Origin of the sequence: Streptomyces sp. NBC_00335 (assembly GCF_036127095.1) — a bacterium.
Lineage (GTDB): Bacteria > Actinomycetota > Actinomycetes > Streptomycetales > Streptomycetaceae > Streptomyces.
This window is the reverse complement of sequence record NZ_CP108006.1, coordinates 7332329-7359039: the sequence shown is the minus strand read 5'-3', so window position 1 is coordinate 7359039 and position 26711 is coordinate 7332329. Positions and strand designations below refer to the sequence as shown.

Genomic DNA, 26711 nt, shown 5'->3' with positions numbered 1-26711 from the left:
CTGAGCGGTGTCTGGTTCGTCCGGGGTTCGGTGGGCCGCCGGCCGTGGCGGTCCCGGGGTTCACCAACCGTAGGCGGCGCAGGCGGAGTCGAGCAGTTCGCGCAGCCGCAGTGCGTCCGGGGCCAGGGCCGTGACCAGGACGGCCGGACCCGCCAGCGGGGTGAGCGCGGCGAACTCCCCCAGCATCCCTGCCTGCGGCGGGGCCTTCGCGAACTCCGGGTCCACCACCAGCAGCTGCCCCAGTGCCCGGTGGCCCGCGAGTCCCGCCGGGCCGTCCCAGCCGCCGGGTGCGCCCGGTCCGCAGGCGAGCTCCTGGTCCAGCAGCGGGCGCCCGTCCCGGGTCACGGCGAGCCGGGCGCGCAGCAGGCCGGGAGCCTCTCCGGTGCGGCCGAGCACCTGCTCCTCGCGCAGCAGGAGCCGGGCGGTGGGGGCGAGTTCGGCGCGGGTACGGACCCGCAGGTCGCTGCCGCGCACCGAGACGAGGGGCTCCGGGAGCCAGCGCACCGCCGCCCCGTCCCCGAGCCGGAGCCGTACGTCGTACCGCGCGGGTTCTCCGTGCCGGCCGGGCAGTGCCAGGGTGGCCGCCGCCGAGCGGAACACCAGCCGGGCGCCCGGTCCCGCGGCGGCCTCGACCGTGAGGTGGTCACCGCCGAGGGGGGCGCTCATGGCGCCGACCAGCATGACGCCCGCCTCACCGGGCCCGCCCCGGGTGCGGCGCAGGGCGAGCGGCCCCTCCCCGGCCAGCAGGGGCAGGGCGGTGCCGCCCCGCCCGTCGGTGGTGGCGCCGATCCGGGCGGTGGCGCGCAGGCCGGCCGGAGCGGGGGCCGGGGGGCCGGCGGGGGGCGCGCCCGGCGCCGTGGGGACGGCCGCGGGGATGACCGTGGGGCTCACCGGGCGGTCCAGGCGGCGATCCGCTCGCGCACCCAGGCGGCCACCGGGGCCACGCCCTCCTCGCCGCGCAAGGACTGGAAGGCGACAGGGAGTTCGCCGCGCTGGGCGGCGGCGTCGCGGGCCATCCGGTCCAGGTCCGAGCCGACGTGGGGGGCGAGGTCGGTCTTGTTGACGACGAGCAGGTCCGCGGTGGTGACGCCGGGGCCGCCCTTGCGCGGGATGTCGTCGCCGCCGGCCACGTCGATGACGAAGATCTGGGCGTCGACGAGGCCCCGGGAGAAGGTGGCGGTGAGGTTGTCGCCGCCGGACTCGACGAGGATCAGGTCGAGCCGTCCGTTCCCGTGGAAGGCCTCCTCCAGCTCCTCCACGGCTTCCAGGTTGGCGGAGATGTCGTCGCGGATGGCGGTGTGCGGGCAGGCGCCGGTCTCCACGGCGCTGATCCGCTCGGGCGGCAGGACGGCTTCGCGGAGCAGGAACTCGGCGTCCTCGCGGGTGTAGATGTCGTTGGTGACCACGGCCATGGACAGCTCCGTGCGCAGGGCCCTGCAGAGCGCGGCGACGGTGGCGGTCTTCCCGGAGCCGACGGGCCCGCCGAGGCCGATGCGCAGGGCGCGGCGGGTCCCGTCCGCCCGCAGCGGCTCGGCGCTGTGGGTGTGGCGGTGCGGGAAGGTCACGCCGCCGAGGGAGTGGTCGAGGTGCATGGGGGGTCTCCTTGAGCTGAAGCAGGGGGGCGGGGTCCGCCGCGCGGGCTGCGGGGTGGGGGGCGGGTCAGGAGGCGAACAGACGTACCGGCCAGTCGGCATGGGCCTGCGCCGCGATGTCCAGCAGCGGTGAGGAGGCCGCGGGCAGGGTGTGCGTACCGTCGGTGCGGGCCCGCAGCGCGGCCCGCACCGCCTGCCGGGACACGGAGTCCAGCTCGGGGGCGAGCCCTGCCAGGACCCGGCTCGCCTCGAAGGGGTCCAGGCCGAGCAGCCGTACGGTGGCGGTGGCCGGCCCGCCCACGCTCTCGTACGCCGCCACGTGCGCGGCGTCCAGTGGTCGGAGCCCCGCCGAGCGGGCGGTGACGCCGAGCACCACGGGCTGGTGCGCCCCGCGCGGGAACGCGGCGGCCATCGCGTCCAGTTCGGCGCCGGGCCAGGTGGCGCGGGCGGCCCGCATCAGCTGGCGCCCGAGCCGTCGCGCGGAGGCGCGCAGCGCGGGTGACGGGGTCCGGGCGTCGGCGGCTTCGTCGAGGGCCGCCGGGTCGATCCCGAGGGCGGCCGCCGCGGCGAGGCCCGCCGCGACGAGCCCGGCGGTGTGCAGCCGGCCCCGGCAGAACTCCGCCAGGGTGGCGGCGTCGTGGATGCGGCCCGCCTTGCAGGCGGCCTCGGCCCCGCCGGAGTGGGCGTGGCCTCCGGCGGGGAAGCGGCCGTCGGCGAGGACGAGGAGGGTGGCGAGGCTCATCGGAACAGGCCCCTCCCGTCAGAAGAGGAAATAGCGCTGGGCCATGGGGAGTTCGGCCGCCGGGGCCGGTTCCACCACCTCGCCGTCGATGGTGACGGTGAAGGTGTCGGCGTCGACTTCCACCCTCGGCATGGCGTCGTTGTTGCGCATGTCCGCCTTGGTGACCTTGCGGGTGCTCTCGATGGCGACGAACTCCTTGCCGAGCCCGAGCCGTTCGGGCAGTCCGTCGTCGAGGGCCGCCTGGGAAGTGAAGTTGACCGAGTTGAGCCCGGGGGCCCGCCCGTACGCCCCGAACATCGGGCGCGGCAGGACCGGCTGCGGGGTGGGGATGGAGGCGTTGGCATCGCCCATCTGCGCGTAGGCGATCTGGCCTCCCTTGATGACCAGTTCGGGTTTGACCCCGAAGAAGGCGGGCTTCCACAGCACCAGGTCGGCGAGCTTGCCGGTCTCGACGGAGCCGATCTCGCGGGCCAGGCCCTGGGCGACGGCCGGGTTGATCGTGTACTTGGCGATGTAGCGCCTGGCCCGGTGGTTGTCGGCGGGCCCGTCGCCGGGCAGGGGGCCGCGCCGCTTCTTCATGACGTGGGCCGTCTGCCAGGTGCGCAGGATCACCTCGCCGACGCGGCCCATGGCCTGGGCGTCGGAGGAGATGATCGAGATGGCTCCGAGGTCGTGCAGGACGTCCTCGGCGGCGATGGTGGAGGGCCGGATCCGGGACTCGGCGAAGGCCAGGTCTTCGGGGACGGCGGGGTTGAGGTGGTGGCAGACCATCAGCATGTCGAGGTGTTCCTCGACGGTGTTGACGGTGTGCGGCCGGGTCGGGTTGGTGGAGCTGGGCAGGATGTTGGGCTCGGAGACCACGGTGATGATGTCGGGTGCGTGCCCGCCGCCCGCGCCTTCGGTGTGGTACGAGTGGATGGTCCGCCCGCCGATGGCGGCGAGGGTGTCGGCGACGAACCCGGCCTCGTTGAGGGTGTCGGTGTGGATGGCGGCCTGGGCACCGGTCTCCTCGCAGACGGTGAGGCAGGCGTCGATGACGGCCGGGGTGGATCCCCAGTCCTCGTGGAGCTTGAAGCCGAGTGCTCCGCCGCGCAGTTGGGAGTACATGCCCTCGCGGGACATGGTGTTGCCCTTGCCGAGCAGGCCGATGTTGACGGGGTGGGACTCCAGCGCGGCGAACATCCGGGCCAGGTGCCAGGGTCCGGGGGTGACGGTGGTGGCCTTGGTGCCCTCGGCGGGTCCGGTGCCGCCGCCGACGAGGGTGGTGATGCCGGAGGCGAGGGCCTCGTCGATCACGGTCGGGGAGATGAAGTGGACGTGGGCGTCGACGGCGCCCGCGGTGAGGATCTTCCCGTTGCCCGCGATGATCTCGGTCTCGGGGCCGATCACCAGGGCGCGGTCGACGCCGTCCATGGTGTCGGGGTTGCCGGCCTTGCCGATGCCGCAGATCCGGCCGTCGCGGATGCCGACGTCGGCCTTGACGATGCCCCAGTGGTCGAGGATCACCACTCCGGTGATGACGGTGTCGGCGGCGCCCTCGGCGCGGGTGGTGCGGGCCTGGCCCATGGATTCGCGGATGACCTTGCCGCCGCCGAAGACGGCCTCGTCGCCGGCCAGGCCGGGCCCGCCGCCGAGGTCCTGCTCGATCTCGACGAAGAGGTCGGTGTCGGCGAGGCGGATGCGGTCGCCCGTGGTGGGCCCGAAGAGGTCGGCGTAGACCTGGCGCGATATCTCAGCCATCGAGCGGCCCTCCGGTCTCCCCGCGCAGTCCCGGCACGGTGCGCAGCCCGGCCAGCGGTACGAGGGCCACGGCAACCGGGATGCCCGGCTCGAAGCGGACCGCGGTGCCGGCGGCGATGTCGAGCCGCAGGCCGTGGGCCGCGCGGCGGTCGAAGTCGAGGCCGGGGTTGGCCTCGGCGAAGTGGTAGTGCGAGCCGACCTGGACGGGCCGGTCGGCGGCGTTGAGCACGGTGAGTCGGGTGACGGGCCGGCCTTCGTTGAGGCGCACCGGGCCGTCCCCGTAGGCGATTTCGCCGGGGATCATGCGGGCACTCGCTCTCAGACGATGGGGTCGTGGACGGTGACGAGCTTGGTGCCGTCCGGGAAGGTCGCCTCGACCTGGACGTCGTGGATCATCTCGGGTATCCCCTCCATGACCTCCTCGCGGGAGAGCACGGTCCGCCCGGAGGCCATCAGCTCGGCCACCGTCCGGCCGTCGCGGGCCCCTTCGAGGAGGTGTGCCGTGATCAGGGCGATCGCCTCGGGATGGTTGAGGAGTACGCCCCGCGCCTTGCGTCTCTCGGCCACGTCGGCGGCGACGTGGATGAGCAGTCTCTCCTGCTCGTGGGGGGTCAGCTGCACAGCAATCACCAAGCTTCCGGGACATGATCAACATCGCGCCGAGCCGACCTTATGGGCCGTCAACACTTTGTTGACCTGCGCATATCCGAGCCAAGCGTGTCTTGCCCAACACAAGGAAAGACTTTCCGTCCCGCCCACCGCCGCTTTGCCGGCCCATGGGTGACCATTGGCGGAAGGAACGTGGCCGTTACGCTAGGTGCCGCGCTTTTCCGCTGAGTTAACCCACGTTTCGTGCAGGTACCCGGTTCAACTCCGGGCGTCGCACAGCCCGGTTCCGTATACGGAGCCGTCCACGAGGAGCAGCATGTTCGCGAACCCCGTCCACCACATCACCTTCGACGCGCAGGAGCCGTACGCGCTGGCGCAGTTCTGGTCCGAGGTCACCGGCTGGCCCATTCACCCGGACGACCTGGCGGACGACCCCGAGATCTCGCTGGTGCCAGGGCAGCCGGGGGTGACCGGACTGCTGTTCATCCAGGTGCCGGAGGGCAAGTCCGGGAAGAACCGGGTCCACTTGGACATCCAGCCGACCACCGGCACCCGCGACGAGAACGTGGAGCGGCTGCTCGGGCTCGGCGCGAAGCTGGTGTCCGACCAGCGCCGGCCGGACGGGACCGGTTGGGCCGTGCTCGCCGACCCGGAGGGCAACGAACTCTGCATAGAGCGCAGCGCCGCGGAGCGCGCCGGGTCCTGACGTCGTGACGCCCCGCCGGTCAGCAGCCGGTGGCGGTCCGCACCGGCGCTCCGGCGGCCACCCAGGGCAGGGCGATCCACACGGTCTTGCCGCCGTCCTCGGTCGGGCTGACCGAGAGCCGGCCGCCCGCTTCCGCGGCGAGCCAGCGGATGATGACCATCCCCCGGCCGTTGTCCTGCTGGACGGCGGCCGGGAGCCGCTTGGGCCAGCGCGGGTGGCTGTCGGTGACGCCGATGCGGAGCCACTCCTCGCGCTCCAGGCGGATGTCCACGGTGAAGGTCGGCGACTTGCCGAAGGTGTGCTGCACGGAGTTGGTGGCCAGTTCCGAGACGATCAGCCGGATGCTGTCGGCGGCCTCGGTCCCCTCGGACAGTCCCCACTCGCCCAGCACCTCCGCCACGTAGCGGCGGGCGGCCGCGACCGAGGCGGGATCGCTCGGCAGAGTAACGGATGCTTCCTGATGATCTGCCATGGCGACGGTCCCTTTCCCACCGGGGCGAAGCCGCCCCGGATCTGTGCTGGACGCCAGAGTGCCACCCATCGTCCCGCCGTTTCCGCAGATCCCTCAAGATATGCATATATCTGTCGCTCAATGCGGTGAACTCTGCTACGGAAGAGCGTATTTGGACGGCAGACTGGTGCGAGCTGTGCCGGTGGAAGGAGGCGGGTGTGCAGCATGGTCCCGCGGTGCGCCGACGCAAGCTCGGCGAGGAACTGCGTGCCCTTCGCGACCGGACCGGACTCACCAGTGGTGAGGCGGCCCGGCTGGCGGGATGGCACCAGTCGAAGATCAGTCGTATCGAGACGGGGCGCAGCGGCGTCAAGGTCGAGGACATCCGGCTGCTGCTCGACGTCTACGGGGAAGACGTCGTGAGCGTGCAGCAGCGCGCCCTGCTGGAGGCCCTCTCGGCCTCGGCGGCGGGCCCCGCCCCGGACGACGACACCGGGCGCGGCCGCCAGTGGTGGCACGACTACCGGGGACTGCTGCCACAGGAGTACCGGGACTTCATCAGCCTGGAGGCGGGGGCCCGGTCGGCCCGCACCGTCGAGCTGTCCGTGGTGCCGGGACTGCTCCAGACCCCGGAGTACGCGCGCGCCGTGACCCGGGCCGCCCTGGGCGGGCTGCCGGAGCCCAAGGTGGACGCGCTGGTCGACGTACGGCTGGCACGTCAGTCCGTACTGCGGGCCGATCCGCCGCTGGAGCTGAGCGCGGTGCTCGACGAGGCGGTGCTGCGGCGCACGATCGGCGGGGCGGGGGTGATGGAGGAACAGCTGAGGCACCTGGTGGAGGTGGCGCGTTTGCCCCAAGTGCGGCTTCAGGTACTGCCGTTCAGCGTGGGGGGACATCTCGGCCTCACCGGACCGTTCGTCATCTTCTCATTTCCGAACATCGCCGATCTGGATGTGGTGGTACTCGACCATTTGACGAGTAGCCTCTATCTGGAGCGGAAGGAAGACCTTGAGGCGTACAGCGCCGCGTTCCGCACCATCCAGGCGCACGCCCTCCCGCCCCGCGATTCGTCGGATCTCATCAGCGCCCTCGCTGACGACGCGTAAGGAGGCACCTCCGTGTCCGCAACCCCCTTATCCACAGGCGGACTTCTGAACAGCGCACGGTGGCGGCGAAGCAGCCGCAGCACCGGAATGAACAACTGCGTGGAAACGGCCGCCCTCGGCGGCGGCCTGCTCGCCGTCCGCGACTCCAAGCGGACGGACGGCCCGGCCGTGCTCTTCACCGGGCCGGCCTGGACCGGCTTCCTCGTCTCCGTTCGTGCGGATCTGGAGACGTAGGCACGGCTCAGGCCAGGCTCAGCCAAGGCGTGGCATCGCAAGGCAAGGCATGGCAAGGCGGGAGCGCCCGTAACGGCTCCGCCTAGAGGTCCGTGGCTCCGGCCGGAGCGGTCCCCAGGATCGTCTCCACCGCACGGCCGATCTCCACCCCCGTGAGATCCGCCCGCGCGGTCAGTCGCAGCCGGGAGATGCCGTCCGGCACCGACGGCGGCCGGAAGCACCCCACGGACAGACCTGCCTCGCGGCAGTCGGCGGCCCAGCGCAGTGCCGCCGAAGCCGACGGGGCCCGCACCGACACCACGGCCGCGTCCGGCCGGGCCGCGGTCAGGCCGGACGCGGTGAGCCGCCCGTACAGTTCGGCGGCCACCGCGCGGGCACGGTCCGCACGCTCCGGTTCCCGCTCCAGCAGGCGCAGGGCGGCCAGTGCGGCGCCCGTCGCGGCAGGGGCCAGCCCGGTGTCGAAGATGAAGGTCCGGGCCGTGTTGACCAGGTGCCGGATCACCTTGGCCGGGCCGAGCACCGCCCCGCCCTGGCTGCCCAGGGACTTCGAGAGGGTCAGCGTCGCGACGACCCCGGGAGCCCCCGCGAGTCCGGCGGCGTACAGCGCCCCGCGGCCGCCCTCGCCCAGCACCCCGAGACCGTGCGCGTCGTCCACGAGCAGGGCCGCGCCCTCGGCCCGGCAGGCCTCGGCGTGGGCCGCGAGCGGCGCGGCGTCCCCGTCGACCGAGAACACCGAGTCGGTGACCAGCAGCGCCCGCCCCCGGTGGGCGGCGAGCGTCTTGCGGGCCGCGTCCGGGTCGGAGTGCGGGACCACGGCGGTCTCGGCGCGCGACAGCCGGCAGCCGTCCACGATCGAGGCGTGGTTGCCGGCGTCGGAGACCACCAGGGTGCCCCGGTCGCTGAGCGCGGTGACGGCGGCCAGGTTCGCCGCGTATCCGGAGGACAGGACCAGCGCCGCCTCGAACCCGCAGAAGGCGGCCAGCTCCCGCTCCAGCTCGGCGTGCAGTTCGGTGGTGCCGGTGACCAGGCGCGATCCGGTGGCTCCCGCGCCCCAGCGCTCGGCGGCCTCGCGCGCGCCCCGTACGGTCTCCGGGTGCCGGGACAGCCCGAGGTAGTCGTTGCTCGCGAGATCGAGGAGCGGGGAGGAGGCCGGACGCGGACGCAGCGTCCGGACCAGTCCGGCCTGCTCCCTGGCACGCTCCGCGTCGTCGATCCAGGAGAAGACGTCCACGGGGGCGGGGGTGTGCTGGTGCGGCATCGACGGTCCTCGGGTTTTTGTCGGCAGTCCACAGACCTGCCCGACCCTAACCGCCCGTGACCCCTGCGTCAGGTGTGGCGATACACACACCTTCTTCCGGCCATGTTGTTCGATCTCTCCTTGGCCGGGAGTACCCGGGTGGGACAGGATCGACAGCATGGACCTGCTGAACACCCTCGTGGACAAGGGGCTGCGGCGTGAGCTGCCGACCCGCGAAGAGGCACTCGCCGTGCTGGCGACCTCTGACGACGAACTGCTCGACGTGGTGGCCGCGGCCGGCAAGGTGCGCCGGCAGTGGTTCGGCCGCCGGGTCAAGCTGAACTACCTGGTCAACCTGAAGTCGGGGCTCTGCCCCGAGGACTGCTCGTACTGTTCCCAGCGGCTGGGATCGAAGGCCGAGATCCTCAAGTACACGTGGCTGAAGCCCGATGAGGCCTCCCAGGCCGCGGCCGCGGGCGTCGCCGGCGGGGCGAAGCGGGTGTGCCTGGTGGCGAGCGGGCGCGGTCCGACGGACCGTGACGTGGACCGCGTCGGCAAGACGATCGAGGCCATCAAGGAGCAGAACGAGGGCGTCGAGGTGTGCGCCTGCCTCGGCCTGCTGTCGGACGGCCAGGCCGAGCGCCTGAAGGACGCGGGTGCGGATGCCTACAACCACAACCTCAACACCTCCGAGGCCACGTACGGCCAGATCACCAAGACCCACACCTACGCGGACCGGGTCGACACGGTGCAGAAGGCGCACGCCGCCGGCCTGTCGGCCTGCTCGGGCCTGATCGCGGGCATGGGCGAGAGCGACGAGGACCTCGTCGACGTCGTCTACGCGCTGCGCGAGCTCGACAGCGACTCGGTGCCGGTCAACTTCCTGATCCCCTTCGAGGGAACCCCGCTGGCCAAGGAGTGGAACCTCACCCCGCAGCGCGCCCTGCGCATCCTCGCGATGGTCCGCTTCGTCTGCCCCGACGTCGAGGTCCGGATCGCGGGCGGCCGCGAGGTGCACCTGCGCACCATGCAGCCCCTCGCGCTGCACGTGGCGAACTCGATCTTCCTGGGCGACTACCTGACCAGCGAGGGGCAGGCCGGGCAGGCCGACCTCGACATGATCGCGGACGCCGGTTTCGAGGTGGAGGGCGCCGGTACGACGACCCTGCCCGCGCACCGCTCCGAGGTCACGGCACCCACCGGCGGCTGCGGCTCGAAGAACTCCGGCTCCGGCGCCTCCGTCTGCGGCTCCTCCGCCACGGCGGACGAGGCCGGCTGCGGTTCGGCGTGCGGCGGCTGCTCGGGGCACGCCGGGCACGAGGCCCCCGTACCGGTCCAGGCGGAAGCGGGCGAGGTCCGGTCCGGCCTGGTGGCGGTCCGCCGTCGCGGTGCGGGAACGGATCTCGCTCCCAATGCCTGATCAGCACCACGCGCCCGACGCGCTGCCGGCCCGCGAACTGCTCGCGCTGGACCGGCAGCACGTCTGGCACCCGTACGGCCCGATGCCCGGGCGCCAGGAGCCGCTCGTCGTCGCCTCCGCCTCGGGGGTCCGCCTGCGGCTGGCCGAGCCGTCGCAGGGACACGACGAGCTGGTCGACGGCATGTCCTCCTGGTGGTCGGCGATCCACGGGTACAACCACCCGGCGCTGAACGAGGCCGTCACCGGCCAGCTCGGCCGGATGTCACACGTGATGTTCGGCGGGCTCACCCACGAGCCCGCCGTCCGGCTGGCCGCCAAGCTCGTCGAACTCACCCCGGCGGGCCTGGAGCACGTCTTCCTCGCCGACTCGGGCTCGGTCTCGGTCGAGGTCGCGGTGAAGATGTGCCTCCAGTACTGGCGTTCGGTCGGGCGCCCCGAGAAGAGCCGCCTCCTCACCTGGCGCGGCGGCTACCACGGGGACACCTGGCAGCCGATGGCCGTCTGCGACCCCGAGGGCGGCATGCACGAGCTGTGGTCGGGCATCCTCCCGCGCCAGCTCTTCGCGGACGCGCCGCCGAGCGGCTTCTCGGCTCCCGTGGAGGAGTCCTACGCCGCCCACCTGCGCTCCCTGTTCTCCGCGCACCGGGACGAACTGGCGGCCGTGATCGTGGAGCCGGTGGTCCAGGGCGCGGGCGGCATGCAGTTCCACAACCCGGGCTACCTGCGGGTGCTGCGGGAGCTGTGCGACGAGTTCGATGTGCTGCTGATCCTGGACGAGATCGCCACGGGCTTCGGCCGCACGGGCGCGCTGTTCGCGGCGGACCACGCCGGGATCACCCCGGACGTGATGTGCCTGGGCAAGGCGCTGACCGGCGGTTACCTCACCCTGGCCGCGACGCTCTGCACCGAGCGGGTCGCGGACGGGATCTCACGCGGCGCGGTCCCGGTCCTGGCCCACGGGCCAACCTTCATGGGCAACCCGCTGGCCACCTCGGTGGCCCTGGCCTCCATCGACCTGCTGCTCGGCCAGGACTGGCAGGGCGAGGTCAAGCGCATCGAGGCGGCCCTGCTGGAGGGCCTGGCCCCGGCCGCGGACCTGCCGGGCGTCCGGGAGGTACGGGTCCTGGGCGCGATCGGCGTCATCCAGCTCGACCACCCGGTCGACATGGCCCGCGCCACGGCGGCGGCGGTCCGGGAGGGCGTTTGGCTGCGCCCGTTCCGGGACCTGATCTACACGATGCCGCCGTTCGTGACGGGCGACGCGGACGTGGCCCGCATCTGCCGGGCCGTGGTCGCGGCCGCGAAGGAGGCCTGACATGGCGGTGCTGATGGTCTCGGGGACGGGAACCGAGATCGGCAAGACGGTCGTCACCTCGGCCGTCGCGGCGGCGGCGCTCGCGGCGGGCCTCTCCGTGGCCGTACTGAAGCCGGCCCAGACGGGCGTCGGCCCGGACGAGCCCGGAGACGCGGCGGAGGTCGGCCGGCTGGCCGGCTCCGCCGTCACCACGGTGGAGCTGGCCCGCTACCCGGAGCCGCTGGCCCCGGACACGGCGGCCCGGCGCGCGGGTCTCCCGACGCTCTCCCCGGAGCGGATCGCGGAGGCGGCCCGCGCGCTCGCCCTCTCCCACGACCTGGTCCTGGTCGAGGGCGCGGGCGGCCTCCTGGTCCGCTTCGACGAAGCCGGCCACACCCTGGCGGACGCGGCCCGGCTGCTCGGCGCTCCGGTGCTGATCGTGGCTCCGGCGGGGCTCGGCACCCTCAACTCCACCGCCCTGACGGCCGAAGCCCTCCGGGCCCGCGGCCTGACCTCCCCGGGCGTGGTGATCGGCAGCTGGCCGGCCGAACCGGACCTGGCGTCCCGCTGCAACCTGGCCGACCTGCCCTCGGTCTCGGCGCTCCCCCTCCTGGGCGCGGTCCCCGCCGGTGCGGGCGCCCTCGCCCCGGCAGCCTTCCGTACCTCGGCGCCCGGTTGGCTCGGCGCCCCCCTCCACGGCACCTGGTCGGCGCCCGCCGTCTGACCCCCCGCCCGCCCGCCCGCGCGGGCGGACCGGGGCGGCAAGGCTCCGTACGGCGCCTCCTCGCCCCGGTCCGTAAGGCCGGACGGGGGAACGGGCGGTGCCGCGCGGCCACCCGGCGGTGTCGGGGTGGGGAGTCGCGGCGGGGCGGCCGAGTATCGGGGGGTGGGCTTCCTCGTGCCGGTCCTCTTCGCGCTGTTCGCGGCGCTCAGCAACGCGCTCGCGACCGTGCTCCAGCGGCGGGCGGCGCTCATCGTGCCGCAGAGCGACGGGTTCCGCTTCGGGCTGGTGCTCGACCTGCTGCGGCAACCGCTCTGGATCGGCGGGATCCTGGCCGTGATCGCGGCCGGCGCCGGGCAGGCCGTGGCGCTGGCCACGGGCGCGCTGGCCCTCGTACAGCCCCTGTTCGTCCTGGAGCTGCCGCTCGCGCTCCTGATCGCCTCGCTGGTGACGCGGACCCGGATGCCGGGGCCGTTGTGGCTCGCCGTGGGAGCGGTGGTGGCCGGCCTCGGGATCGTGCTGGTGGCCGCCTCACCGACGGGGAACCGTACGGATGTTCCGGTCGGCCGGTGGGCCGTGGCCCTGGCGGCGTGCGCCGTGGCGGTGGCGGCGCTCTCCGTGGCCGGCCTGCGGCGGCCGCCCGGCCGGATACGGGCCGGATGCCTCGGCGCGGCCACCGCCGTCTGCTACGCGCTGACCGCCGCACTGATGAAATCGGCCATGCACGTACTCGACGAGGGCGGCATCGGCGCCTTCCTGCGCACCTGGGAGACCTACGGCTTCGCCGCGACCGGCATCTGCGCGCTCCTGCTCCTCGAACACGCCATGCAGGGCGGCCCGCTGGTCGCCTCGCAGCCCGCGCTGACGCTCGGCGACGCGGGCGTCAGCGTCGCGCTGGGAGTACTGCTGTACGAGGAACACCTGCGGACCCACTGGTGGCTGCTGCCACAGGTGCTGGGCCTGTCCCTGATCTGCGCCGGGGTCCTCGCCCTGGCCAGACACAGCGCCGGGGCCGAAGCCGGCACGACGTGAGACCGCGGCCCCGGCCGTACGGCCGGTCGTCAGTGGCCTCCGCGGGGCTCCAGGCAGCCGCCCTCCACGTACGCCCCGTGGGCCTGGACGACCACCGGCGGGCCCAGCCGGCCCGTCACGCAGGGGCCGCTCTCGGGGACCGACAGGACGAAGGAGACGTTCACCGCCCCGGATCCGTACACACCCCCGGCGTCGAAGCCGTACCCCAGCCCGGTCAGGACCGCGCGGAGCTCCTCCGCCGTGTGCGGGGCGCCCTTCCCGCCGCTGCCGCCCGTGACCGCCGCCCTGATCCGTGCGGCGTGCGCATCGCCCCGGCACCGGGCCCCGGGGGTGAGCTCCACCTGCTGTTTGAAGGCGTGGTTCTCCGCGTACTTCCGTGCCTCGGGATCCGCGGGCAGCTCGCGCACCGTGGCATCGGGGCTCGCGCCGCCCGTCCCCACGTCGGCGCACCGCGCCGCGATCTCGGGGAACAGCGCGTCGTGGCGGGCGGCCGCGGCGGCGGCCCGGGCGGCGTAGTCCACGGAGGGGGCCACGGACGGCGCCGGCGGCTCCTGCGGATCCCCGGCGGCGGCGCTCCTCGTACCGCAGCCGGTCAGCGCGAGCACTGAGGCGGCGAGGAGGAAGGCCACCACGCCGCGGGGGCCGGTGCGGGGTGTCGTCACGCCGTCTCCCCCAGCGGCTTGACCCAGCGCCGCCAGTGATCCTCGCGGTGGTAGCCGGCGGCGGCCCACGCCCGCTGCGCGCGCTCGTTCGCTTCGAGGACCATCGCGTCACCGCGGCGGCCCCCGACGGCGACGAAGCGCCGTTCGGCCGCTTCCAGGAGCGCCGTGGCGATCCCCTGGCGGCGGCGGGACGGCAGTACGGCGAGCCGGTACAGGGACGCCCGCCAGCCGTCCCAGCCGGCGATCACGGACCCGACCAGGACCCCGTCGCATTCCGCGAGGATCAGCGCCTCGGGATCCCGGGTGACGAGCCGGGTCACGCCGTCCGCGTCGTCCGTGATCGAGGTGCCCTCCGCCGCTTCCTTCCAGAAGGCGAGCACGGTCTCGGCGTCGGCCGGCACCGCGGCCCGTATGTGCAGATCGGTCATGCCCGGAGCCAAGCACGACCGGCCGGTGGCCCGCCACCGACTTCTGCCCACCGAGACGCACCGGTGCGCGCACCCGCTCCCGTCTCCCGGACGCCGACGCGGGTTCGATGCGAAGATCTTGCACATACGGCCCCACCGAAGGAATGATCCGCCTGCTTTGCCCTTCCTTTACCCTGTAGGCAGCTGTTCCTCACTTCCCACGAACGAAAGGTGTGAGCGTCCGTCCATGGGCGAGCCTCCCAGTCCCCTTCCTTCCCGCCCGCGACAGCGCGCGACACCCCTCCTCCTGGCTGATCATGGGACGGAGGTGAGGGACCGATGACCGAAGTGCTCCTGCTCGTCGTGGCGCTGCTGCTCTGCCTTGCCTGCGGAGTCTTCGTCGCGGCCGAGTTCTCGCTGACCACCATCGAGCGCAGCGAACTGGAACGGGCCGTCGAGCGCGGCGAGCGCGGCGCCGACAGCGCCCTGGCCGCCGTCCGCAGCCTGACGTTCCAGCTCTCCGGCGCCCAGCTCGGCATCACCGTGACCGGCCTGGTCATCGGCATGATCTCCAAGCCCTCGATCGCCGCCCTCCTCAAGGGCCCCTTCGAGGCCATGGGCCTGTCCACCGGAGCCGCGTCCTCCACCGCCCTGATCCTCGGCACCGTGCTGTCGACCATCGTCCTGATGGTCGTGGGCGAGCTCGTCCCCAAGAACTGGGCGATCTCCTCTCCGCTGGCCGTCGCCAAGCGGGTCGCCACCGCGCAGCGGATCTTCAGCCGCGCCTTCAGGCCCCTCATCAGCCATCTGAACACCACGGCGAACCACATGGTCCGCCGGTTCGGCATGGAGCCCGCCGAGGAACTCGCCTCGGCGCGCACCCCGCAGGAGCTGGCGGCCCTGGCCCGGCACTCCGCGAAGGCGGGCGCCCTGGAGAAGGACACCGCCGAACTGTTCATGCGGACCTTGAACCTCGCCGACCTGACCGCGGAGAACGTCATGACCCCCCGGGTCCAGGTCACCGCCCTGGAGCTGCAGACCACCGCCGAGGACGTGGCGAACGCGACGCTGGCCACCGGACTGTCGCGCTTCCCCGTCTACCGCGGCAACCTCGACAGCGTCGTCGGCACCGTCCACATCAAGGACGTACTGGCCCTGCCCGCCGAGGAGCGCCACAACCACCCCGTGTCCTCGCTGCTGCGCGAACCCCTCCTCGTACCGGAGTCACTGACCGTGGACCGGCTGCTGGACCGGCTGTCCGGGAGGCAGACGATGGCCGTGGTCATCGACGAGTACGGCGGTACGGCCGGTGTGGCCACGCTGGAGGACATCGTCGAGGAGGTCGTCGGCGAGGTCCGCGACGAGCACGACCCGCACGAGACCCCCGACCTGGCCCCGGCCGGGGAGGACGCCTCCGGGCGCGCCCTGTTCTCCGCGGACGGCTCCGCACGCACCGACCAGCTCGAACGGATCGGGCTGCGCGTGCCGGACGGCCCGTACGAGACGCTGGCCGGCCTCATAGCGACCGAGCTGGGGCGGATCCCCCTGGTCGGCGACAGCCTGGAGCTCGACGGCTGGCGGCTGGACGTGGTGGACGCGAGCGGGCGGCGGGCCGCGCGGGTGCTGTTGCACGTGCCGGCCGGACCGACCCCCGGTAGTGGTGTGGAGGAGGCCCGATGACCGCCGTCCAGTTGCTGATCGGCCTGGCGACTCTGGTCGTCAACGCCTTCTTCGTCGGTGCGGAGTTCGCCATGATCTCCGTGCGGCGCAGCCAGATCGAGCCGTACGCCGAGCAGGGCGACCGCAGGGCGCGCGCCGTCCTGTGGGGCCTGGAGCACGTGTCGGCGCTCATGGCGGCGGCCCAGCTGGGCATCACGCTGTGCACCCTGGTGCTGGGCGTGGTGGCCGAGCCGGCCATCGCCCACCTGCTGACCCCGGCGTTCGACTTCTTCGGGGTGCCGTCCGGGCTGACCCACGCGATCTCCTTCGTGGTGGCGCTGGCCCTGGCCACGTACCTGCACATGCTCTTCGGCGAGATGCTGCCGAAGAACGTGGCGCTGGCCGAGCCGGTGCGGACCGCCCTGCTGCTGGGGCCGCCGCTGGTGGCCCTGACCCGTGGGCTGAAGCCGGTGATCTTCGCGATCAACGCCTTCGCCAACGCCCTGCTGCGCCTGCTGCGGGTGGAGGTCAAGGACGAGGTCACGGCGACCTTCTCGGACGACGAGCTGGCCCGGATCGTCAAGGACTCCAGCAACGCGGGACTCATCGACGACCGCGCGAGCGAGCGGCTGCACGACGCCCTGGAGCTGGGGCGGCGGCCGGTGACCGATGTGGTGCTGCCGGCGGACCGGGTGGTTCCGGCCCGCGAGGGCATCACACCGGCCGGACTGGAGCGGCTGTCGGCCGAGTCGGGGTACTCCCGGTTCCCGGTGATCGACGCACAGGGCCGGATCCTGGGGTACCTGCACGTCAAGGACGCGCTGGACGCGGCCGAGCGGGACGAGCCCTTCCCGGTCGGCGCGCTGCGGCCGATCGCGCAGGTCCGGGCGGAGACCCCGCTGGACGACGTGCTGACCGCGATGCGGCGCAGCCGGACGCACCTGGCGGCGGTGCTCGGGCCGGACGGGGTCATGACGGGCCTGGTCACGATGGAGGACGTGCTGCGGGAGCTGTTCGGCAGGCCTGCTTCGGCCTAGCGCGGCGCGGTGCGGCCGCTCCCCCGGTCCCGCGTGCGGGGCCGGGGTACCGGGCGGTAGCATCGCTCCCGCCATGGAGATGAATGCGCGGTACACCAGTTTCGTCGCGGTCGGCGACTCCTTCACCGAGGGCATGTCGGACCTGCTCCCCGACGGCTCCTACCGGGGCTGGGCCGATCTGCTCGCCGACCGCCTCGCCGCCCGCGAGCCGGGCTTCCGCTACGCGAACCTCGCGGTCCGCGGCAAGCTGATCGGGCAGATCGCCGGGGAGCAGGCGCCCGCGGCCGCCGGGATGGGCGCCGACGTGGTGACCCTGGTCGGCGGGCTGAACGACACCCTGCGCCCCAAGGTGGACATGGGCCGGGTGCGCGGACACCTGGAGGAGGCCGTCGGCCTGCTGGCGCCCACCTGCGGGACGCTGGTCCTGATGCGCTCCCCGGGCCGCAACGGCCCCGTGATGGAACGTTTCCGTCCGCGCATGGAGGAGCTCTTCGTCATCATCGAGGAGCTCGCCGCGCGGCACGGCGCCCTCGTGGTCGACCTGTACGGGTCCTCCGCGCTCGGCGATCCGCGGATGTGGGACGTGGACCGGCTGCACCTGACGGCCGAAGGCCACCGCAGGGTCGCGGAGGCGGTCTGGCAGGCTCTGGGCCTGCCGCCCGAGGCGGACTGGAACGCCGAACTGCCGGCCACCGCCCCTCCGGGCTGGACCGCGCGCCGCTCGCAGGACCTCAGCTTCGCCCGCCGGCACCTGCTCCCCTGGGTGGGCCGCCGCCTGACGGGCCGCTCCAGCGGCGACGGCAGGCCCGCCAAGCGCCCGGACCTGCTGCCGCACGAGGCTCCGGCGGCAGACCGGCTCGTCTAGGCCGTTGGGCCGTCCCTTTCGGATCTTGCCCGGCCCGCGCCGCCCGGCACAGCGCCGCCCGGCACAGCGCCGCCCGGGACCGCGCCTCGCCGCACCGCCGGGGCACCCGGGTACGGTCAGCCCGCGGGGCTCGCGGGCACCCCTTCCCCGCCCTCTCCCACCCCGTGCCCGCCCCCCGCACGCTCTCGTAGCAAGGCACAATCCCGGCCGGGTCCCCTACCTGCGTAAACGCACAGCCGCGGCCCAAGTAGAATCCATCCACGTGACTGCCAAGCCCCGCATCCCCAATGTCCTGGCCGGCCGCTACGCCTCCGCGGAGCTCGCCGTCCTGTGGTCCCCCGAGTACAAGGTGACGCTGGAGCGGCGGCTGTGGCTCGCCGTGCTCCGCGCCCAGAAGGACCTCGGCATCGAGGTCCCCGACGCGGCCCTCGCCGACTATGAGCGCGTCCTGGAGACCGTCGACCTCGCCTCCATCGCCGAGCGCGAGAAGATCACCCGGCACGACGTGAAGGCCCGCATCGAGGAGTTCAACGCCCTCGCCGGCCACGAGCACGTCCACAAGGGCATGACCTCCCGCGACCTCACCGAGAACGTCGAGCAACTCCAGATCCGGCTCTCGCTGGAACTGGTCCGGGACCGCACGGTCGCCGTCCTCGCCCGCCTCGGCAAGCTGGCCGGCGAGCACGCCGAGCTGGTCATGGCCGGCCGCTCCCACAACGTCGCCGCTCAGGCGACCACCCTGGGCAAGCGCTTCGCCACCGCCGCCGACGAGCTGCTGGTCGCCTACGGCCGCCTGGACGACCTGCTGACCCGCTACCCGCTGCGCGGCATCAAGGGCCCGGTCGGCACCTCTCAGGACATGCTCGACCTGCTGGGCGGCGACGCCGCGAAGCTGGCCGACCTGGAGCAGCGGATCGCGGCTCACCTCGGCTTCGGCCAGGCCTTCACCTCGGTCGGCCAGGTCTACCCGCGCTCCCTCGACTACGACGTGGTCACCGCCCTGGTCCAGCTGGCCGCGGCGCCCTCCTCCATCGCCAAGACGATCCGCCTGATGGCCGGCCACGAGCTGGTGACCGAGGGCTTCAAGCCCGGCCAGGTCGGCTCCTCCGCGATGCCGCACAAGATGAACACCCGCTCCTGCGAGCGCGTGAACGGCCTGATGGTCATCCTGCGCGGTTACGCCTCGATGACCGGCGAGCTGGCCGGCGACCAGTGGAACGAGGGCGACGTCTCCTGCTCCGTGGTCCGCCGGGTCGCGCTGCCCGACGCGTTCTTCGCCCTCGACGGCCTGATGGAGACCTTCCTGACGGTCCTCGACGAGTTCGGCGCCTTCCCCGCCGTCGTGACCCGCGAGCTGGACCGCTACCTCCCCTTCCTCGCCACCACCAAGGTCCTGATGGGCGCCGTGCGGGCCGGGGTGGGCCGTGAGTCCGCCCACGAGGTCATCAAGGAGCACGCGGTGGCCTCCGCCCTCGCCATGCGCGAGCAGGGTGCCGAGCGCAACGAGCTGCTGGACAAGCTCGCCGCCGACGAGCGGATGCCGCTGGACCGGGCGCAGCTGGACGCCCTGATGGCCGACAAGCTGTCCTTCACCGGCGCGGCGGGCGACCAGGTCGCCGCGGTGCTCTCCCGCATCGAGGAGATCACCAAGGAGCACCCCGAGGCCGCGGGCTACACCCCCGGGTCGATCCTCTGACCCCCGATGAGCTCGGCTCCGCCCGCGACCGCGTCCTCCCGGACGTGGTCGCGGGCGGTCTTCGTGTCCTCTTCTGCGGCATCAACCCGGGTCTCCTCTCCGCCGCGACGGGCCACCACTTCGCCCGTCCCGGCAACCGCTTCTGGCCGGTCCTGCACCTGTCGGGCTTCACCCCGCGCCTCCTGTCCCCCGACGAGCAGGACGAGCTGCCGACGTACCGCCTCGGCATCACGAACGTCGTGGCCCGTGCCACGGCCCGCGCCGACGAACTGAGCGCCGAGGAGTTCCGCGAGGGCGGCCGCATCCTGACGGCCAAGGTGGAACTCCTGCGCCCCCAGTGGCTGGCCGTGGTCGGCGTCACCGCCTACCGCACCGCCTTCGGCGAGCGAAAGGCCCAGATCGGCCCCCAGGAGCGCACCATCGGCGCCACCCGCATCTGGGCCCTCCCCAACCCCAGCGGCCTCAACGCCCGCTGGACCGCAGCCTCCATGGCCCAGGAGTACGGCCGCCTCCGCGCGGCCGCCGAGCACCCGGGCCCGGCCGCGTCCGGCTCTTAGATCCCCGCCCCGGCGGTCCGGAGGGCCGTCTATCATCCGGTGATGATCATCAGGCCGATTGAGCTCGTGATATTCGACTGCGACGGGGTTCTCGTCGACAGCGAGCGGATAGCCGCCCGCGTGCAGGTCTCCCTCGGAGCGGAGCTCGGCTGGCCCCTCACCGAGGCCGAGGTCATCGAGCGGTTCATCGGGCGCTCCTCCCTCTCCATCCGTGAACAGGTCACCGAACGACTGGGCCCGCGGACGGCCGACCTCTGGTGGGAGCTGTTCGAGGAACGTCACCGCGAGGCAGTGGATCTCGGACTCTCCCCCGTCGAGGGACTGCCCGAGGCACTCGAAGCGATCACACTGCCGACGTGCGTGGCCTCCAGCGGCTCCCACGAGAAGATGCGGCACACCCTCGGCCGCACCGGCCTCTACGAGCGTTTCGCGGGGCGCATCCACAGCGCCACCGAGGTCCCCCGCGGCAAGCCGGCCCCGGACCTCTTCCTGTACGCCGCACAGCGGATGGGCGTGGATCCCGCCGCCTGCGCGGTGGTCGAGGACAGCCGGCCCGGCGTCCAGGCGGCCCGCGCCGCCGGGATGCGGGCCTTCGGTTACGCCGGCGGGCTGACCCCCGCCGAGCAGCTCGAAGGCCCCGGAACCGTCGTCTTCGACGACATGCGCCGGCTCCCTGGCCTCCTCACCGGCCACTGACCGCTGCCCCCGCCGGGCGGCGGGGCCCGCGTGACTGCCCGAACGAACCGGCTCGGCGGGGAGCTCGCCCACCCCGCGGAGCCGATCGATCCAACCGGTCGGGTGTCAGGCGTCCCGCCGCCGCACCGACAGCCATCCGCCCGTCACGGCGACCAGCGTCCACAGGGCAAGCACCCCGAGACCGGCCCAGGGAGCCAGGCCCACCGAGGTGTCCAGCCGCATCATCATCTGACCGGCACGGTCCGGCAGGTACCCGGCGGCGCCCTCGGAAGCCTGGCCGAGGACGAACGACAGGATCAGCACGAAGGGTATGAGCAGGCTCAGGACCGCCGAAGCACTGCGCAGCACCGCGGTCAGTCCGGCCGCCAGCAGGGCCATCAGGGCGAGGTACACACCGCAGCCGAAGATCGCACGGTAGGTGCCCGGGCTGCCCAGTTCCAGGGCGTACTCACCCATGAAGGCCTGCCCTCCGACGAATGCGGCCACCCCGCTGAGCTGGCCGACCAGGAAGGCGAGTCCTCCCACCATGGCCATCTTCGACAGGTAGAGCCGCGCACGGTTCGGCACCGCGGTCAACGACGTCCGCAGAGCGCTGTTGTGGAACTCCGAGGAAAGAGCGGTCGCGCCGAAGGCGAAGGCGGCTATCTGGCCGAAGTTGAGGCCGTAGAAGGCCGCGAGGAGCGGGTCCTCTCCCATGCTGCCCTCCTCCGCCGTGCCGATCAGCGAGGCCGTCAGCACCTGGATGCCCACCGTGGCAGCGAAGATGGCCATCAGCGCCCCGAAGGTGCCGCGCAGGGACCGTATCTTGATCCATTCCGAGTGCAGGACGGGGACGGTGGGCAGAGCGGTGCTCATGGGGAGGCCTCCTTGGAAGGGGTGGGTCAGCTGGTGGCGGCGAACTGGGCGCTGTCGGCGGTGAGGTCGAGGTAGGCCTGCTCCAGGGAGGCCCGCTCGTCGATCAGTTCCAGCATCGGAATGCCCTCGCGGGCTGCGATGACGCCGAGTTGTTCGGCCTGTATGCCGTCCACGGTCCACCGCCCGCCCTCGGCGGTGACCAGTTCGAAGTCGTCCCGGGCCAGGGTGGCCCGGAGCCGGACGGGGTCCGTGGTGCGCAGCCGCACCCTCGGGGTGCTGCGGGCGTCGATGAACTCCTCGATGGAGGTGTCGGCCAGCAGCCTGCCCCGCCCGAGCACGATCAGGTGGTCGGCGAGGGCCGCGGTCTCGGTCATCAGGTGACTGGAGACGAGCACCGTGCGCCCCTCGGCGGCCAGGCCGCGCATGAGTTCGCGGATCCAGATGATGCCCTCGGGGTCGAGGCCGTTGGTCGGCTCGTCCAGGAGGAGCACTTCCGGGTCTCCGAGCAGCGCCGCCGCTATGCCGAGGCGCTGACGCATGCCCAGGGAGAAGGTCTTGACCCGCCGCTTGGCCGCCGAGGCTATTCCGGACTGTTCCAGGACCGCCTCCACCCGGCTCATCGGGATGCGGTTGGCCACGGCGAGGAAGCGAAGGTGGTCCCGGGCCGTGCGGCCGCCGTGCGCCGACTGCGCGTCCAGCAGGGCGCCCACCCGGTGGAGGGGATCGGGGAGTTCGGTGAACCGCCGGCCGCCGATGGTGGCCGTCCCGGAGGTGATCCGGTCCAGGCCCAGCAGCAGCCTCATCGTGGTCGACTTCCCGGCCCCGTTGGGTCCGAGGAAACCGGTGACTCGGCCGGGCATGACATCGAAGGTGAGGTGGTCAACGGCCCGGGTCCGGCCGAATTCCTTGGTCAGTTCTCGGATCTCGATGCTGTTCATGTCTCAAGGTTCGCCGCCGTCCCCACCCCTCTTCCTCCCCCATGCGAGGGTTCCTTCTCCCCCACGTGGGGGAGGAGCCGCACCGCCCCGAACTGCCACGATGAGGGGATGCACCGACTGTTCCGCGCCGCGCTGCGCCCAGTGACCTACTCGCGCTGGGTGCATCTGTGCGTGCCCATGCTGATGCTGGCCATGTGGATGTTCATAGCGCCCGAGGCTCCGTGGATGCCCATGCTGCTCGTGATACCGATGGGCCTGCTGCCCTGGATGCGGCTGGCCGAGGGGCTCCAGGCGCAGTTCCTCCTCACTCCTCACGAGCGCGATTCCCAGGGCGGCCGGGAGGCCGAGGAGCAGAGTTTCAGCACCGTTGCCTCCGAGGGGTGGAGCGACCGGTGGCGGACCCTGTTGTGGCTGGAGATACGGCTCGTCGTCGGGCTGGTCTCCATCTTCGTCACGGTGTGGCTGCCCGTCTTGACGATCCAGCTGATCAGGACCGGCCTCGGTGGGACGGTCACCGACGACCGGCTGGTGCCCGCCGGCCTCCCGGCTTGGGCGGCCTGGGCACTGGCTCCGCTGCCCCTGGTCCTCCTGATCGTCGTCGTGGTCCTGCTCGGCGACATGATCACGGCGATCGCCCGCAGGCTGCTGGGGCCTTCGGCGGCGGAGCGGCTCACCGCGCTGGAGGTGCGGACCGAGCAGCTGCTGGAGCGCACCCGCATCGCGCGGGAGCTGCACGACTCCATCGGCCACGCACTGACCGTGGCCGTCGTCCAGGCCGGGGCGGCGCGGGCGGCGGGCGATCCGGAGTTCACGGACCGTGCGCTGAGCGCGATCGAGGAGACGGGCCGGGCCGCGCTGGAGGACCTGGACCGGGTGCTGCGCGTCCTGCGGGAGTCCGGTCAGCGGCCGTCCCAGCGGCCCACCCTGGCGGAGGCCGACCGGCTGTTCGAGTCGGCGCGCGCCTCCGGCGCCACCGTCGACGCGCAACTGATCGGCCCGCTCGACCAGTTGCCCGACTCGGTGAGCCAGGAGGGGTACCGGATCCTTCAGGAGGCGCTGACCAACGTGCTGCGGCACTGCGGTCCCGTACCGGTACGGGTGCGGATCGGCATGGTCGCCGACCGGCTGGACCTGGAGGTGACCAATCCGCTGCCGGACCGGCCCTCCGTCATGACCGGCGGCGGCACCGGGCTGCGCGGGATGCGGGAGCGGGCCGCGCTGCTCGGCGGGGAGACCGAGACCGGTCCGTACAAGGGGGGTTGGAGGGTGCGTACGCGGCTGCCGCTGGAGCGAATACGCTGATCGGATGCCGGTTACCGTACTGCTCGTCGACGACGAACCCCTGGTGCGCGCGGGTCTGCGCGCCGTCCTGGACGCCCAGCCCGACATCGAGGTGATCGGCGAGGCCGCCGACGGCGCCGCGGTGGTCCCGCTGGTGCGGCAACTGCGCCCCGACGTCGTGGCGATGGACGTGCGGATGCCGCTGCTCGACGGGATCGAGGCGACCCGGGCGGTCCTGCGGAGCGTGGACTCGCCGCCGAAGATCCTCGTGGTCACCACCTTCGAGAACGACGAGTACGTCTACCAGGCGCTGCGGGCCGGCGCCGACGGGTTCCTGCTGAAGCGGGCCCGCCCGTCGGAGATCGTGCACGCGGTCCGTCTGGTGGCGGAGGGCGAGACGCTGCTCTTCCCCGCGGCGGTCCGCTCGCTGGCCGCCGAGTACGGCAACCGCCAGGCACGGACGGTACTGGAGCGGGCGGCGCTGACCGAGCGCGAGGAGGCCGTGCTCCGGCTGATGGCGAAGGGGCTGACCAACATCGAGATCTCCCGCGAGCTGATCGTCGGCACGGAGACGGTGAAGTCCCACGTCAGCGCGATCCTGGCGAAGCTGGGGGCGCGGGACCGGACCCAGGCAGTGATCACCGCGTACGAGTCCGGGTTCGTCGCTCCCGCGTGACCGGCCCACGAGGGGAAGGCCGGATTCCGGCCGATGGGGGGCTGCTTCTCGCCGCCGCGCCCGGTGCGCAGTACGATCCGGCTGACAAGCTCGCTACCTGGGAGGACACACGTTGGGGCAGCTGACCGGCGGGGACCCCTCTCTGCTGCGGCGGATCAACTCCGCCGTGGTGCTGCGGGCCCTGCGCGCGGCCGAGGCGCCGACGCTCACTGACCTCACCCGGGTCACCGGCCTCTCGCGGCCGACCGTCGAGGGAGTCGTCGAAGGGCTCATCAGGACGGGCCTCGTCGTCGAGGCGGGCGCGGAGGAGGGTGCGCGGCGCCAGGGACGCCCGGCCAGACGGTTCCGCTTCCGCGCGGAGGCGGGGCACCTGCTCGGCGTGGAGATCGGCGCGCACCGGATCGCGGTGCTGCTGTCCGGGCTGGACGGACGAGTGATCGGCGCCGGCACCAAGGAGGTCGCCGAGACGGCCTCCGCCGACGAACGGCTCGAACGGGTCCGCGGTGCGGTGGCCGACCTGCTGCGCCGCGCCGGGATCCCGCGGGACTCCCTGAGGGCGGTCGGCGTGGGCAGCCCCGGAATCGTGGAGGCCGACGGCACCGTCCGCCTCGGCACGGCCCTGCCCGGCTGGACCGGGCTGCCGCTCGGGGAGCGGCTCCGGCGTTCGTTCCGCTGCCCGGTGCAGGTGGAGAACGACGCGAACGCCGCGGCGGTCGCCGAGCACTGGAAGGGCGCCGCGACCGACACCGACGACATGGTCTTCGTGATGGCCGGGCTCAGCCCCGGAGCGGGCTCCCTGATCGGGGGCCGGCTGCACCGCGGGTTCGGCGGGGCGGCCGGGGAGATCGGCGCCCTGCACCTGCTGGGGCGCGAGGTCACGCCCGAGAAGCTGCTCTCGACCACCGGTGAACCGCTGCACCCGCTGGACGAGCGGGCGGTGGCGGAGGTCTTCGCGATGGCCAAGCGCGGGGACGTGGGCGCGGTGGCGGCGGTGGAGCGGTTCATCCAGCGGCTGGTCCACGACGTGGCCGCGCTGGTCCTGGCGATGGACCCGGAGCTGGTCGTGGTCGGCGGCTGGGCGGCCGGACTCGACGGGGTACTGGACCCCCTGCGCCGTGAACTGGAGCGGTACTGCCTGCGCCCGCCGCGCGTGGCGCTGTCCCTGCTGGGCGAGGCGGCGGTGGCCACGGGAGCATTGCGGCTGGCGCTGGACCACGTGGAAGAAGAACTGTTCGCGGTGGAGAAGACGGTCACCGCCCGCCGCTGACCCCCTCCGGGGCCGGTACGGGTGCGGGTCCGCGCCGCCGCCGGTTCCTCCGGGGCTGCGGATCCGCACACACGCCGCCACTCACGGGCCGGCCGGCGCCCGTTCGATGCCGCGGTTCGGCGTCGGCGGGTCCCTGCGGTTCGGCGTCGGCGGGTCCCTGCGGGAGGGCAAGATCCACGGGAGGGCAAGATCCCCCACCCGCCCTTCGCCCGCTCCCCGGCTGCCCTGCCCGGCCCCGGTCCTCAAACGCCGGACGGGCTGAAGCAGAAGACGGCCGAGCGGGGCCGCCACTTCGCGGCGGCCCCGGTCAGCAGGTGGTCAGGACGCGACCCGCGTGTCGTGGGTGATCTGCACGTCACCGGTGTCGCCGAAGGTCAGGCGGCAGGTGTCCGCCCGGTAGGTGGCCACCGAGACGGCCGCCGTGCCCGCCGCCGTGAAGTAGCGGGTGGTGACCAGCAGGACCGGGGCGCCGGGCAGGCGGTCCAGTTCCTTCGCGTCCTCGGCACGGGCGGAGCCGAGCTCCACCGAGCGGTCCTGGCCGTCGAGGACCAGCTTCTGCAGCTCGCGCATGACGGTCCGGGCGCGGGCCGGACCGGCCGGGGCGTCGATGGCGGAGAGGCCCGGCACCGAGGAGGCCGGCACGTACAGCAGCTCGGCCGCGAGGACCTGGCCCTGCTCGACGCGGCTGCGGCGCACCGCGAGCACCATCTCGCCGGGGGTGGTCCCGAGGAGCTTCAGGAGGGCCGGGGTGAGCACGGCCTCCTCCGCCGCGTCCACCGGCTCCCACCCGTCGACGCTCTCGCCGGGCCAGCTGTGCTGCGCACTGCCGACGTCGACGCCCACGCGCGGCGGGGCGACGGTGGTGCCGACGCCGCGGCGGCGCTGGAGGCGGCCTTCGAGTTCGAGCTGCTCCAATGCCTGGCGCAGGGTCGCGCGGGCCACACCGAAGCGGGCGGCGAGCTCGCGCTCGTTCGGCAGGACCTCGCCCACGGCGAAGTCCTGGTCGAGCGCCTCACTGAGGACGGTCTTGAGGTGCAAGTACTTCGGCTCCGGCACCGTTTCGAGCTGCGTGGTCCCCACCCTGACTCCTCCTGCTATCGCCGCACTCGCCGTGTTCCAGCGGGAGTTCCGCGCCTTTGTTTATTAAAGGTTCCTGCACTATGCCTGCGACGATAAGTCGGCGCACCCCCTTGGTCAAGACCAATGCTCATCCCTTTGTCGGGCAGATCGG

At 73.0% G+C, this 26711-nt stretch carries 29 protein-coding genes; 16 read left to right on the top strand and 13 right to left on the bottom strand.

Going from position 1 to position 26711, the window contains the following annotated elements:
* Positions 1-60: 60 nt before the first annotated feature.
* The 6 genes from OHA37_RS33425 to OHA37_RS33400 form a co-directional block, all read right to left on the bottom strand.
* Positions 61-891, bottom strand: a complete 831-nt coding sequence (locus OHA37_RS33425; protein ID WP_443046249.1) for an urease accessory protein UreD — start codon at positions 889-891, stop codon at positions 61-63.
* Entirely contained in the window at positions 888-1592 is a 705-nt protein-coding gene (gene ureG / locus OHA37_RS33420) for an urease accessory protein UreG (protein ID WP_266910863.1), read from the bottom strand. Before ureG ends, OHA37_RS33425 begins: the two co-directional genes overlap by 4 nt.
* A gap of 67 nt (positions 1593-1659) precedes the next feature.
* On the bottom strand, positions 1660-2334 hold the full coding sequence (locus tag OHA37_RS33415; RefSeq protein WP_266910861.1) for an urease accessory protein UreF: 675 nt from the start codon (positions 2332-2334) through the stop codon (positions 1660-1662).
* 18 nt (positions 2335-2352) lie between these two features.
* Positions 2353-4074: an urease subunit alpha gene (locus OHA37_RS33410; protein WP_266910859.1), complete on the bottom strand. Its 1722-nt coding sequence runs from the start codon at positions 4072-4074 to the stop codon at positions 2353-2355.
* Positions 4067-4378, bottom strand: coding sequence for an urease subunit beta (locus OHA37_RS33405; RefSeq protein ID WP_266910857.1), 312 nt, complete (start codon positions 4376-4378; stop codon positions 4067-4069). The genes OHA37_RS33410 and OHA37_RS33405 overlap by 8 nt, the downstream gene beginning before the upstream one ends.
* Before the next feature lie 14 nt (positions 4379-4392).
* Positions 4393-4695 (bottom strand): urease subunit gamma, encoded by a 303-nt coding sequence (locus tag OHA37_RS33400; protein ID WP_266910855.1) that lies wholly within the window; start codon positions 4693-4695, stop codon positions 4393-4395.
* 304 nt (positions 4696-4999) lie between these two features.
* Between OHA37_RS33400 and OHA37_RS33395 the strand changes: the two genes are divergently transcribed.
* Positions 5000-5389, top strand: a complete 390-nt coding sequence (locus OHA37_RS33395) for a VOC family protein (RefSeq protein ID WP_266910853.1) — start codon at positions 5000-5002, stop codon at positions 5387-5389.
* Between the two features lie 19 nt (positions 5390-5408).
* On the opposite strand, the gene OHA37_RS33390 is transcribed toward OHA37_RS33395, so the two are convergent.
* On the bottom strand, positions 5409-5861 hold the full coding sequence (locus tag OHA37_RS33390) for an ATP-binding protein (protein WP_266910851.1): 453 nt from the start codon (positions 5859-5861) through the stop codon (positions 5409-5411).
* Positions 5862-6058: 197 nt separating this feature from the next.
* Here OHA37_RS33390 and OHA37_RS33385 point away from each other — a divergent pair, with 197 nt between their 5' ends.
* Both OHA37_RS33385 and OHA37_RS33380 read left to right on the top strand, forming a co-directional pair.
* Positions 6059-6946 (top strand): helix-turn-helix domain-containing protein, encoded by an 888-nt coding sequence (locus tag OHA37_RS33385; RefSeq protein ID WP_266910849.1) that lies wholly within the window; start codon positions 6059-6061, stop codon positions 6944-6946.
* Between the two features lie 12 nt (positions 6947-6958).
* Entirely contained in the window at positions 6959-7180 is a 222-nt protein-coding gene (locus OHA37_RS33380) for a DUF397 domain-containing protein (RefSeq protein ID WP_266910847.1), read from the top strand.
* Between the two features lie 82 nt (positions 7181-7262).
* On the opposite strand, the gene OHA37_RS33375 is transcribed toward OHA37_RS33380, so the two are convergent.
* Entirely contained in the window at positions 7263-8438 is a 1176-nt protein-coding gene (locus OHA37_RS33375; protein WP_266910845.1) for an 8-amino-7-oxononanoate synthase, read from the bottom strand.
* A gap of 157 nt (positions 8439-8595) precedes the next feature.
* Here OHA37_RS33375 and bioB point away from each other — a divergent pair, with 157 nt between their 5' ends.
* From bioB to OHA37_RS33355, 4 genes are all read left to right on the top strand, one after another.
* A complete protein-coding gene (gene bioB, locus OHA37_RS33370) occupies positions 8596-9837 on the top strand; it encodes a biotin synthase BioB (protein WP_266910843.1) in 1242 nt (413 codons plus the stop codon).
* Positions 9830-11152 (top strand): adenosylmethionine--8-amino-7-oxononanoate transaminase, encoded by a 1323-nt coding sequence (locus OHA37_RS33365; RefSeq protein ID WP_266910841.1) that lies wholly within the window; start codon positions 9830-9832, stop codon positions 11150-11152. Before bioB ends, OHA37_RS33365 begins: the two co-directional genes overlap by 8 nt.
* Before the next feature lies 1 nt (position 11153).
* Entirely contained in the window at positions 11154-11855 is a 702-nt protein-coding gene (gene bioD, locus OHA37_RS33360; RefSeq protein ID WP_266910839.1) for a dethiobiotin synthase, read from the top strand.
* A gap of 162 nt (positions 11856-12017) precedes the next feature.
* Positions 12018-12884 (top strand): DMT family transporter, encoded by an 867-nt coding sequence (locus OHA37_RS33355; RefSeq protein ID WP_266910837.1) that lies wholly within the window; start codon positions 12018-12020, stop codon positions 12882-12884.
* A gap of 29 nt (positions 12885-12913) precedes the next feature.
* On the opposite strand, the gene OHA37_RS33350 is transcribed toward OHA37_RS33355, so the two are convergent.
* Both OHA37_RS33350 and OHA37_RS33345 read right to left on the bottom strand, forming a co-directional pair.
* Positions 12914-13546: a hypothetical protein gene (locus OHA37_RS33350; RefSeq protein WP_266910835.1), complete on the bottom strand. Its 633-nt coding sequence runs from the start codon at positions 13544-13546 to the stop codon at positions 12914-12916.
* Positions 13543-13974, bottom strand: coding sequence for a GNAT family N-acetyltransferase (locus tag OHA37_RS33345; RefSeq protein ID WP_266910833.1), 432 nt, complete (start codon positions 13972-13974; stop codon positions 13543-13545). The genes OHA37_RS33350 and OHA37_RS33345 overlap by 4 nt, the downstream gene beginning before the upstream one ends.
* Positions 13975-14292: 318 nt before the next feature.
* Between OHA37_RS33345 and OHA37_RS33340 the strand changes: the two genes are divergently transcribed.
* The 6 genes from OHA37_RS33340 to OHA37_RS33315 all read left to right on the top strand — a co-directional run bounded on the left by OHA37_RS33340 (position 14293) and on the right by OHA37_RS33315 (position 20463).
* Positions 14293-15633, top strand: coding sequence for a hemolysin family protein (locus OHA37_RS33340; protein ID WP_266910831.1), 1341 nt, complete (start codon positions 14293-14295; stop codon positions 15631-15633).
* Positions 15630-16649, top strand: a complete 1020-nt coding sequence (locus OHA37_RS33335; protein ID WP_266910829.1) for a hemolysin family protein — start codon at positions 15630-15632, stop codon at positions 16647-16649. Before OHA37_RS33340 ends, OHA37_RS33335 begins: the two co-directional genes overlap by 4 nt.
* 73 nt (positions 16650-16722) lie before the next feature.
* Positions 16723-17514: an SGNH/GDSL hydrolase family protein gene (locus OHA37_RS33330; protein ID WP_266910827.1), complete on the top strand. Its 792-nt coding sequence runs from the start codon at positions 16723-16725 to the stop codon at positions 17512-17514.
* Positions 17515-17776: 262 nt separating this feature from the next.
* Complete coding sequence (purB, locus tag OHA37_RS33325; RefSeq protein WP_266910825.1) at positions 17777-19210, top strand: adenylosuccinate lyase; 1434 nt, start codon at positions 17777-17779, stop codon at positions 19208-19210.
* A complete protein-coding gene (mug, locus tag OHA37_RS33320) occupies positions 19207-19767 on the top strand; it encodes a G/U mismatch-specific DNA glycosylase (RefSeq protein WP_266913308.1) in 561 nt (186 codons plus the stop codon). Before purB ends, mug begins: the two co-directional genes overlap by 4 nt.
* A gap of 42 nt (positions 19768-19809) precedes the next feature.
* Positions 19810-20463: an HAD family hydrolase gene (locus tag OHA37_RS33315; RefSeq protein WP_443046248.1), complete on the top strand. Its 654-nt coding sequence runs from the start codon at positions 19810-19812 to the stop codon at positions 20461-20463.
* A gap of 105 nt (positions 20464-20568) precedes the next feature.
* On the opposite strand, the gene OHA37_RS33310 is transcribed toward OHA37_RS33315, so the two are convergent.
* Together OHA37_RS33310 and OHA37_RS33305 are read right to left on the bottom strand one after the other, a co-directional pair.
* A complete protein-coding gene (locus OHA37_RS33310; protein ID WP_266910823.1) occupies positions 20569-21318 on the bottom strand; it encodes an ABC transporter permease in 750 nt (249 codons plus the stop codon).
* A 26-nt stretch (positions 21319-21344) separates the two neighbouring features.
* The gene (locus tag OHA37_RS33305; RefSeq protein WP_266910821.1) at positions 21345-22256 is read right to left on the bottom strand and encodes an ABC transporter ATP-binding protein; all 912 of its coding nucleotides are present in this window, start codon (positions 22254-22256) and stop codon (positions 21345-21347) included.
* A 108-nt stretch (positions 22257-22364) separates the two neighbouring features.
* Here OHA37_RS33305 and OHA37_RS33300 point away from each other — a divergent pair, with 108 nt between their 5' ends.
* From OHA37_RS33300 to OHA37_RS33290, 3 genes are all read left to right on the top strand, one after another.
* Positions 22365-23558, top strand: a complete 1194-nt coding sequence (locus OHA37_RS33300) for a sensor histidine kinase (protein WP_266910819.1) — start codon at positions 22365-22367, stop codon at positions 23556-23558.
* Between the two features lie 4 nt (positions 23559-23562).
* Positions 23563-24213 (top strand): response regulator transcription factor, encoded by a 651-nt coding sequence (locus OHA37_RS33295; protein WP_266910817.1) that lies wholly within the window; start codon positions 23563-23565, stop codon positions 24211-24213.
* A gap of 112 nt (positions 24214-24325) precedes the next feature.
* Positions 24326-25480 (top strand): ROK family transcriptional regulator, encoded by a 1155-nt coding sequence (locus OHA37_RS33290; RefSeq protein WP_266910815.1) that lies wholly within the window; start codon positions 24326-24328, stop codon positions 25478-25480.
* A gap of 318 nt (positions 25481-25798) precedes the next feature.
* Here OHA37_RS33290 and OHA37_RS33285 read toward each other — a convergent pair whose 3' ends face one another.
* Positions 25799-26560, bottom strand: coding sequence for a GntR family transcriptional regulator (locus OHA37_RS33285; RefSeq protein WP_266910813.1), 762 nt, complete (start codon positions 26558-26560; stop codon positions 25799-25801).
* Positions 26561-26711: the final 151 nt, after the last annotated feature.

Excerpts from the sequence above, each read along its gene's own strand:
- OHA37_RS33395 (WP_266910853.1), top strand. The coding sequence starts at position 5,000 with ATGTTCGCGAACCCCGTCCACCACATCACCTTCGACGCGCAGGAGCCG.
- OHA37_RS33310 (WP_266910823.1), bottom strand. The coding sequence starts at position 21,318 with ATGAGCACCGCTCTGCCCACCGTCCCCGTCCTGCACTCGGAATGGATC.
- OHA37_RS33315 (WP_443046248.1), top strand. The coding sequence starts at position 19,810 with ATGATCATCAGGCCGATTGAGCTCGTGATATTCGACTGCGACGGGGTT.
- OHA37_RS33300 (WP_266910819.1), top strand. The coding sequence starts at position 22,365 with ATGCACCGACTGTTCCGCGCCGCGCTGCGCCCAGTGACCTACTCGCGC.
- OHA37_RS33410 (WP_266910859.1), bottom strand. The coding sequence starts at position 4,074 with ATGGCTGAGATATCGCGCCAGGTCTACGCCGACCTCTTCGGGCCCACC.
- OHA37_RS33345 (WP_266910833.1), bottom strand. The coding sequence starts at position 13,974 with ATGACCGATCTGCACATACGGGCCGCGGTGCCGGCCGACGCCGAGACC.
- OHA37_RS33330 (WP_266910827.1), top strand. The coding sequence starts at position 16,723 with ATGGAGATGAATGCGCGGTACACCAGTTTCGTCGCGGTCGGCGACTCC.
- OHA37_RS33340 (WP_266910831.1), top strand. The coding sequence starts at position 14,293 with ATGACCGAAGTGCTCCTGCTCGTCGTGGCGCTGCTGCTCTGCCTTGCC.
- bioB (WP_266910843.1), top strand. The coding sequence starts at position 8,596 with ATGGACCTGCTGAACACCCTCGTGGACAAGGGGCTGCGGCGTGAGCTG.
- bioD (WP_266910839.1), top strand. The coding sequence starts at position 11,154 with ATGGCGGTGCTGATGGTCTCGGGGACGGGAACCGAGATCGGCAAGACG.
- OHA37_RS33365 (WP_266910841.1), top strand. The coding sequence starts at position 9,830 with ATGCCTGATCAGCACCACGCGCCCGACGCGCTGCCGGCCCGCGAACTG.
- OHA37_RS33305 (WP_266910821.1), bottom strand. The coding sequence starts at position 22,256 with ATGAACAGCATCGAGATCCGAGAACTGACCAAGGAATTCGGCCGGACC.
- OHA37_RS33415 (WP_266910861.1), bottom strand. The coding sequence starts at position 2,334 with ATGAGCCTCGCCACCCTCCTCGTCCTCGCCGACGGCCGCTTCCCCGCC.
- OHA37_RS33335 (WP_266910829.1), top strand. The coding sequence starts at position 15,630 with ATGACCGCCGTCCAGTTGCTGATCGGCCTGGCGACTCTGGTCGTCAAC.
- OHA37_RS33375 (WP_266910845.1), bottom strand. The coding sequence starts at position 8,438 with ATGCCGCACCAGCACACCCCCGCCCCCGTGGACGTCTTCTCCTGGATC.
- OHA37_RS33390 (WP_266910851.1), bottom strand. The coding sequence starts at position 5,861 with ATGGCAGATCATCAGGAAGCATCCGTTACTCTGCCGAGCGATCCCGCC.
- ureG (WP_266910863.1), bottom strand. The coding sequence starts at position 1,592 with ATGCACCTCGACCACTCCCTCGGCGGCGTGACCTTCCCGCACCGCCAC.
- OHA37_RS33295 (WP_266910817.1), top strand. The coding sequence starts at position 23,563 with ATGCCGGTTACCGTACTGCTCGTCGACGACGAACCCCTGGTGCGCGCG.
- OHA37_RS33405 (WP_266910857.1), bottom strand. The coding sequence starts at position 4,378 with ATGATCCCCGGCGAAATCGCCTACGGGGACGGCCCGGTGCGCCTCAAC.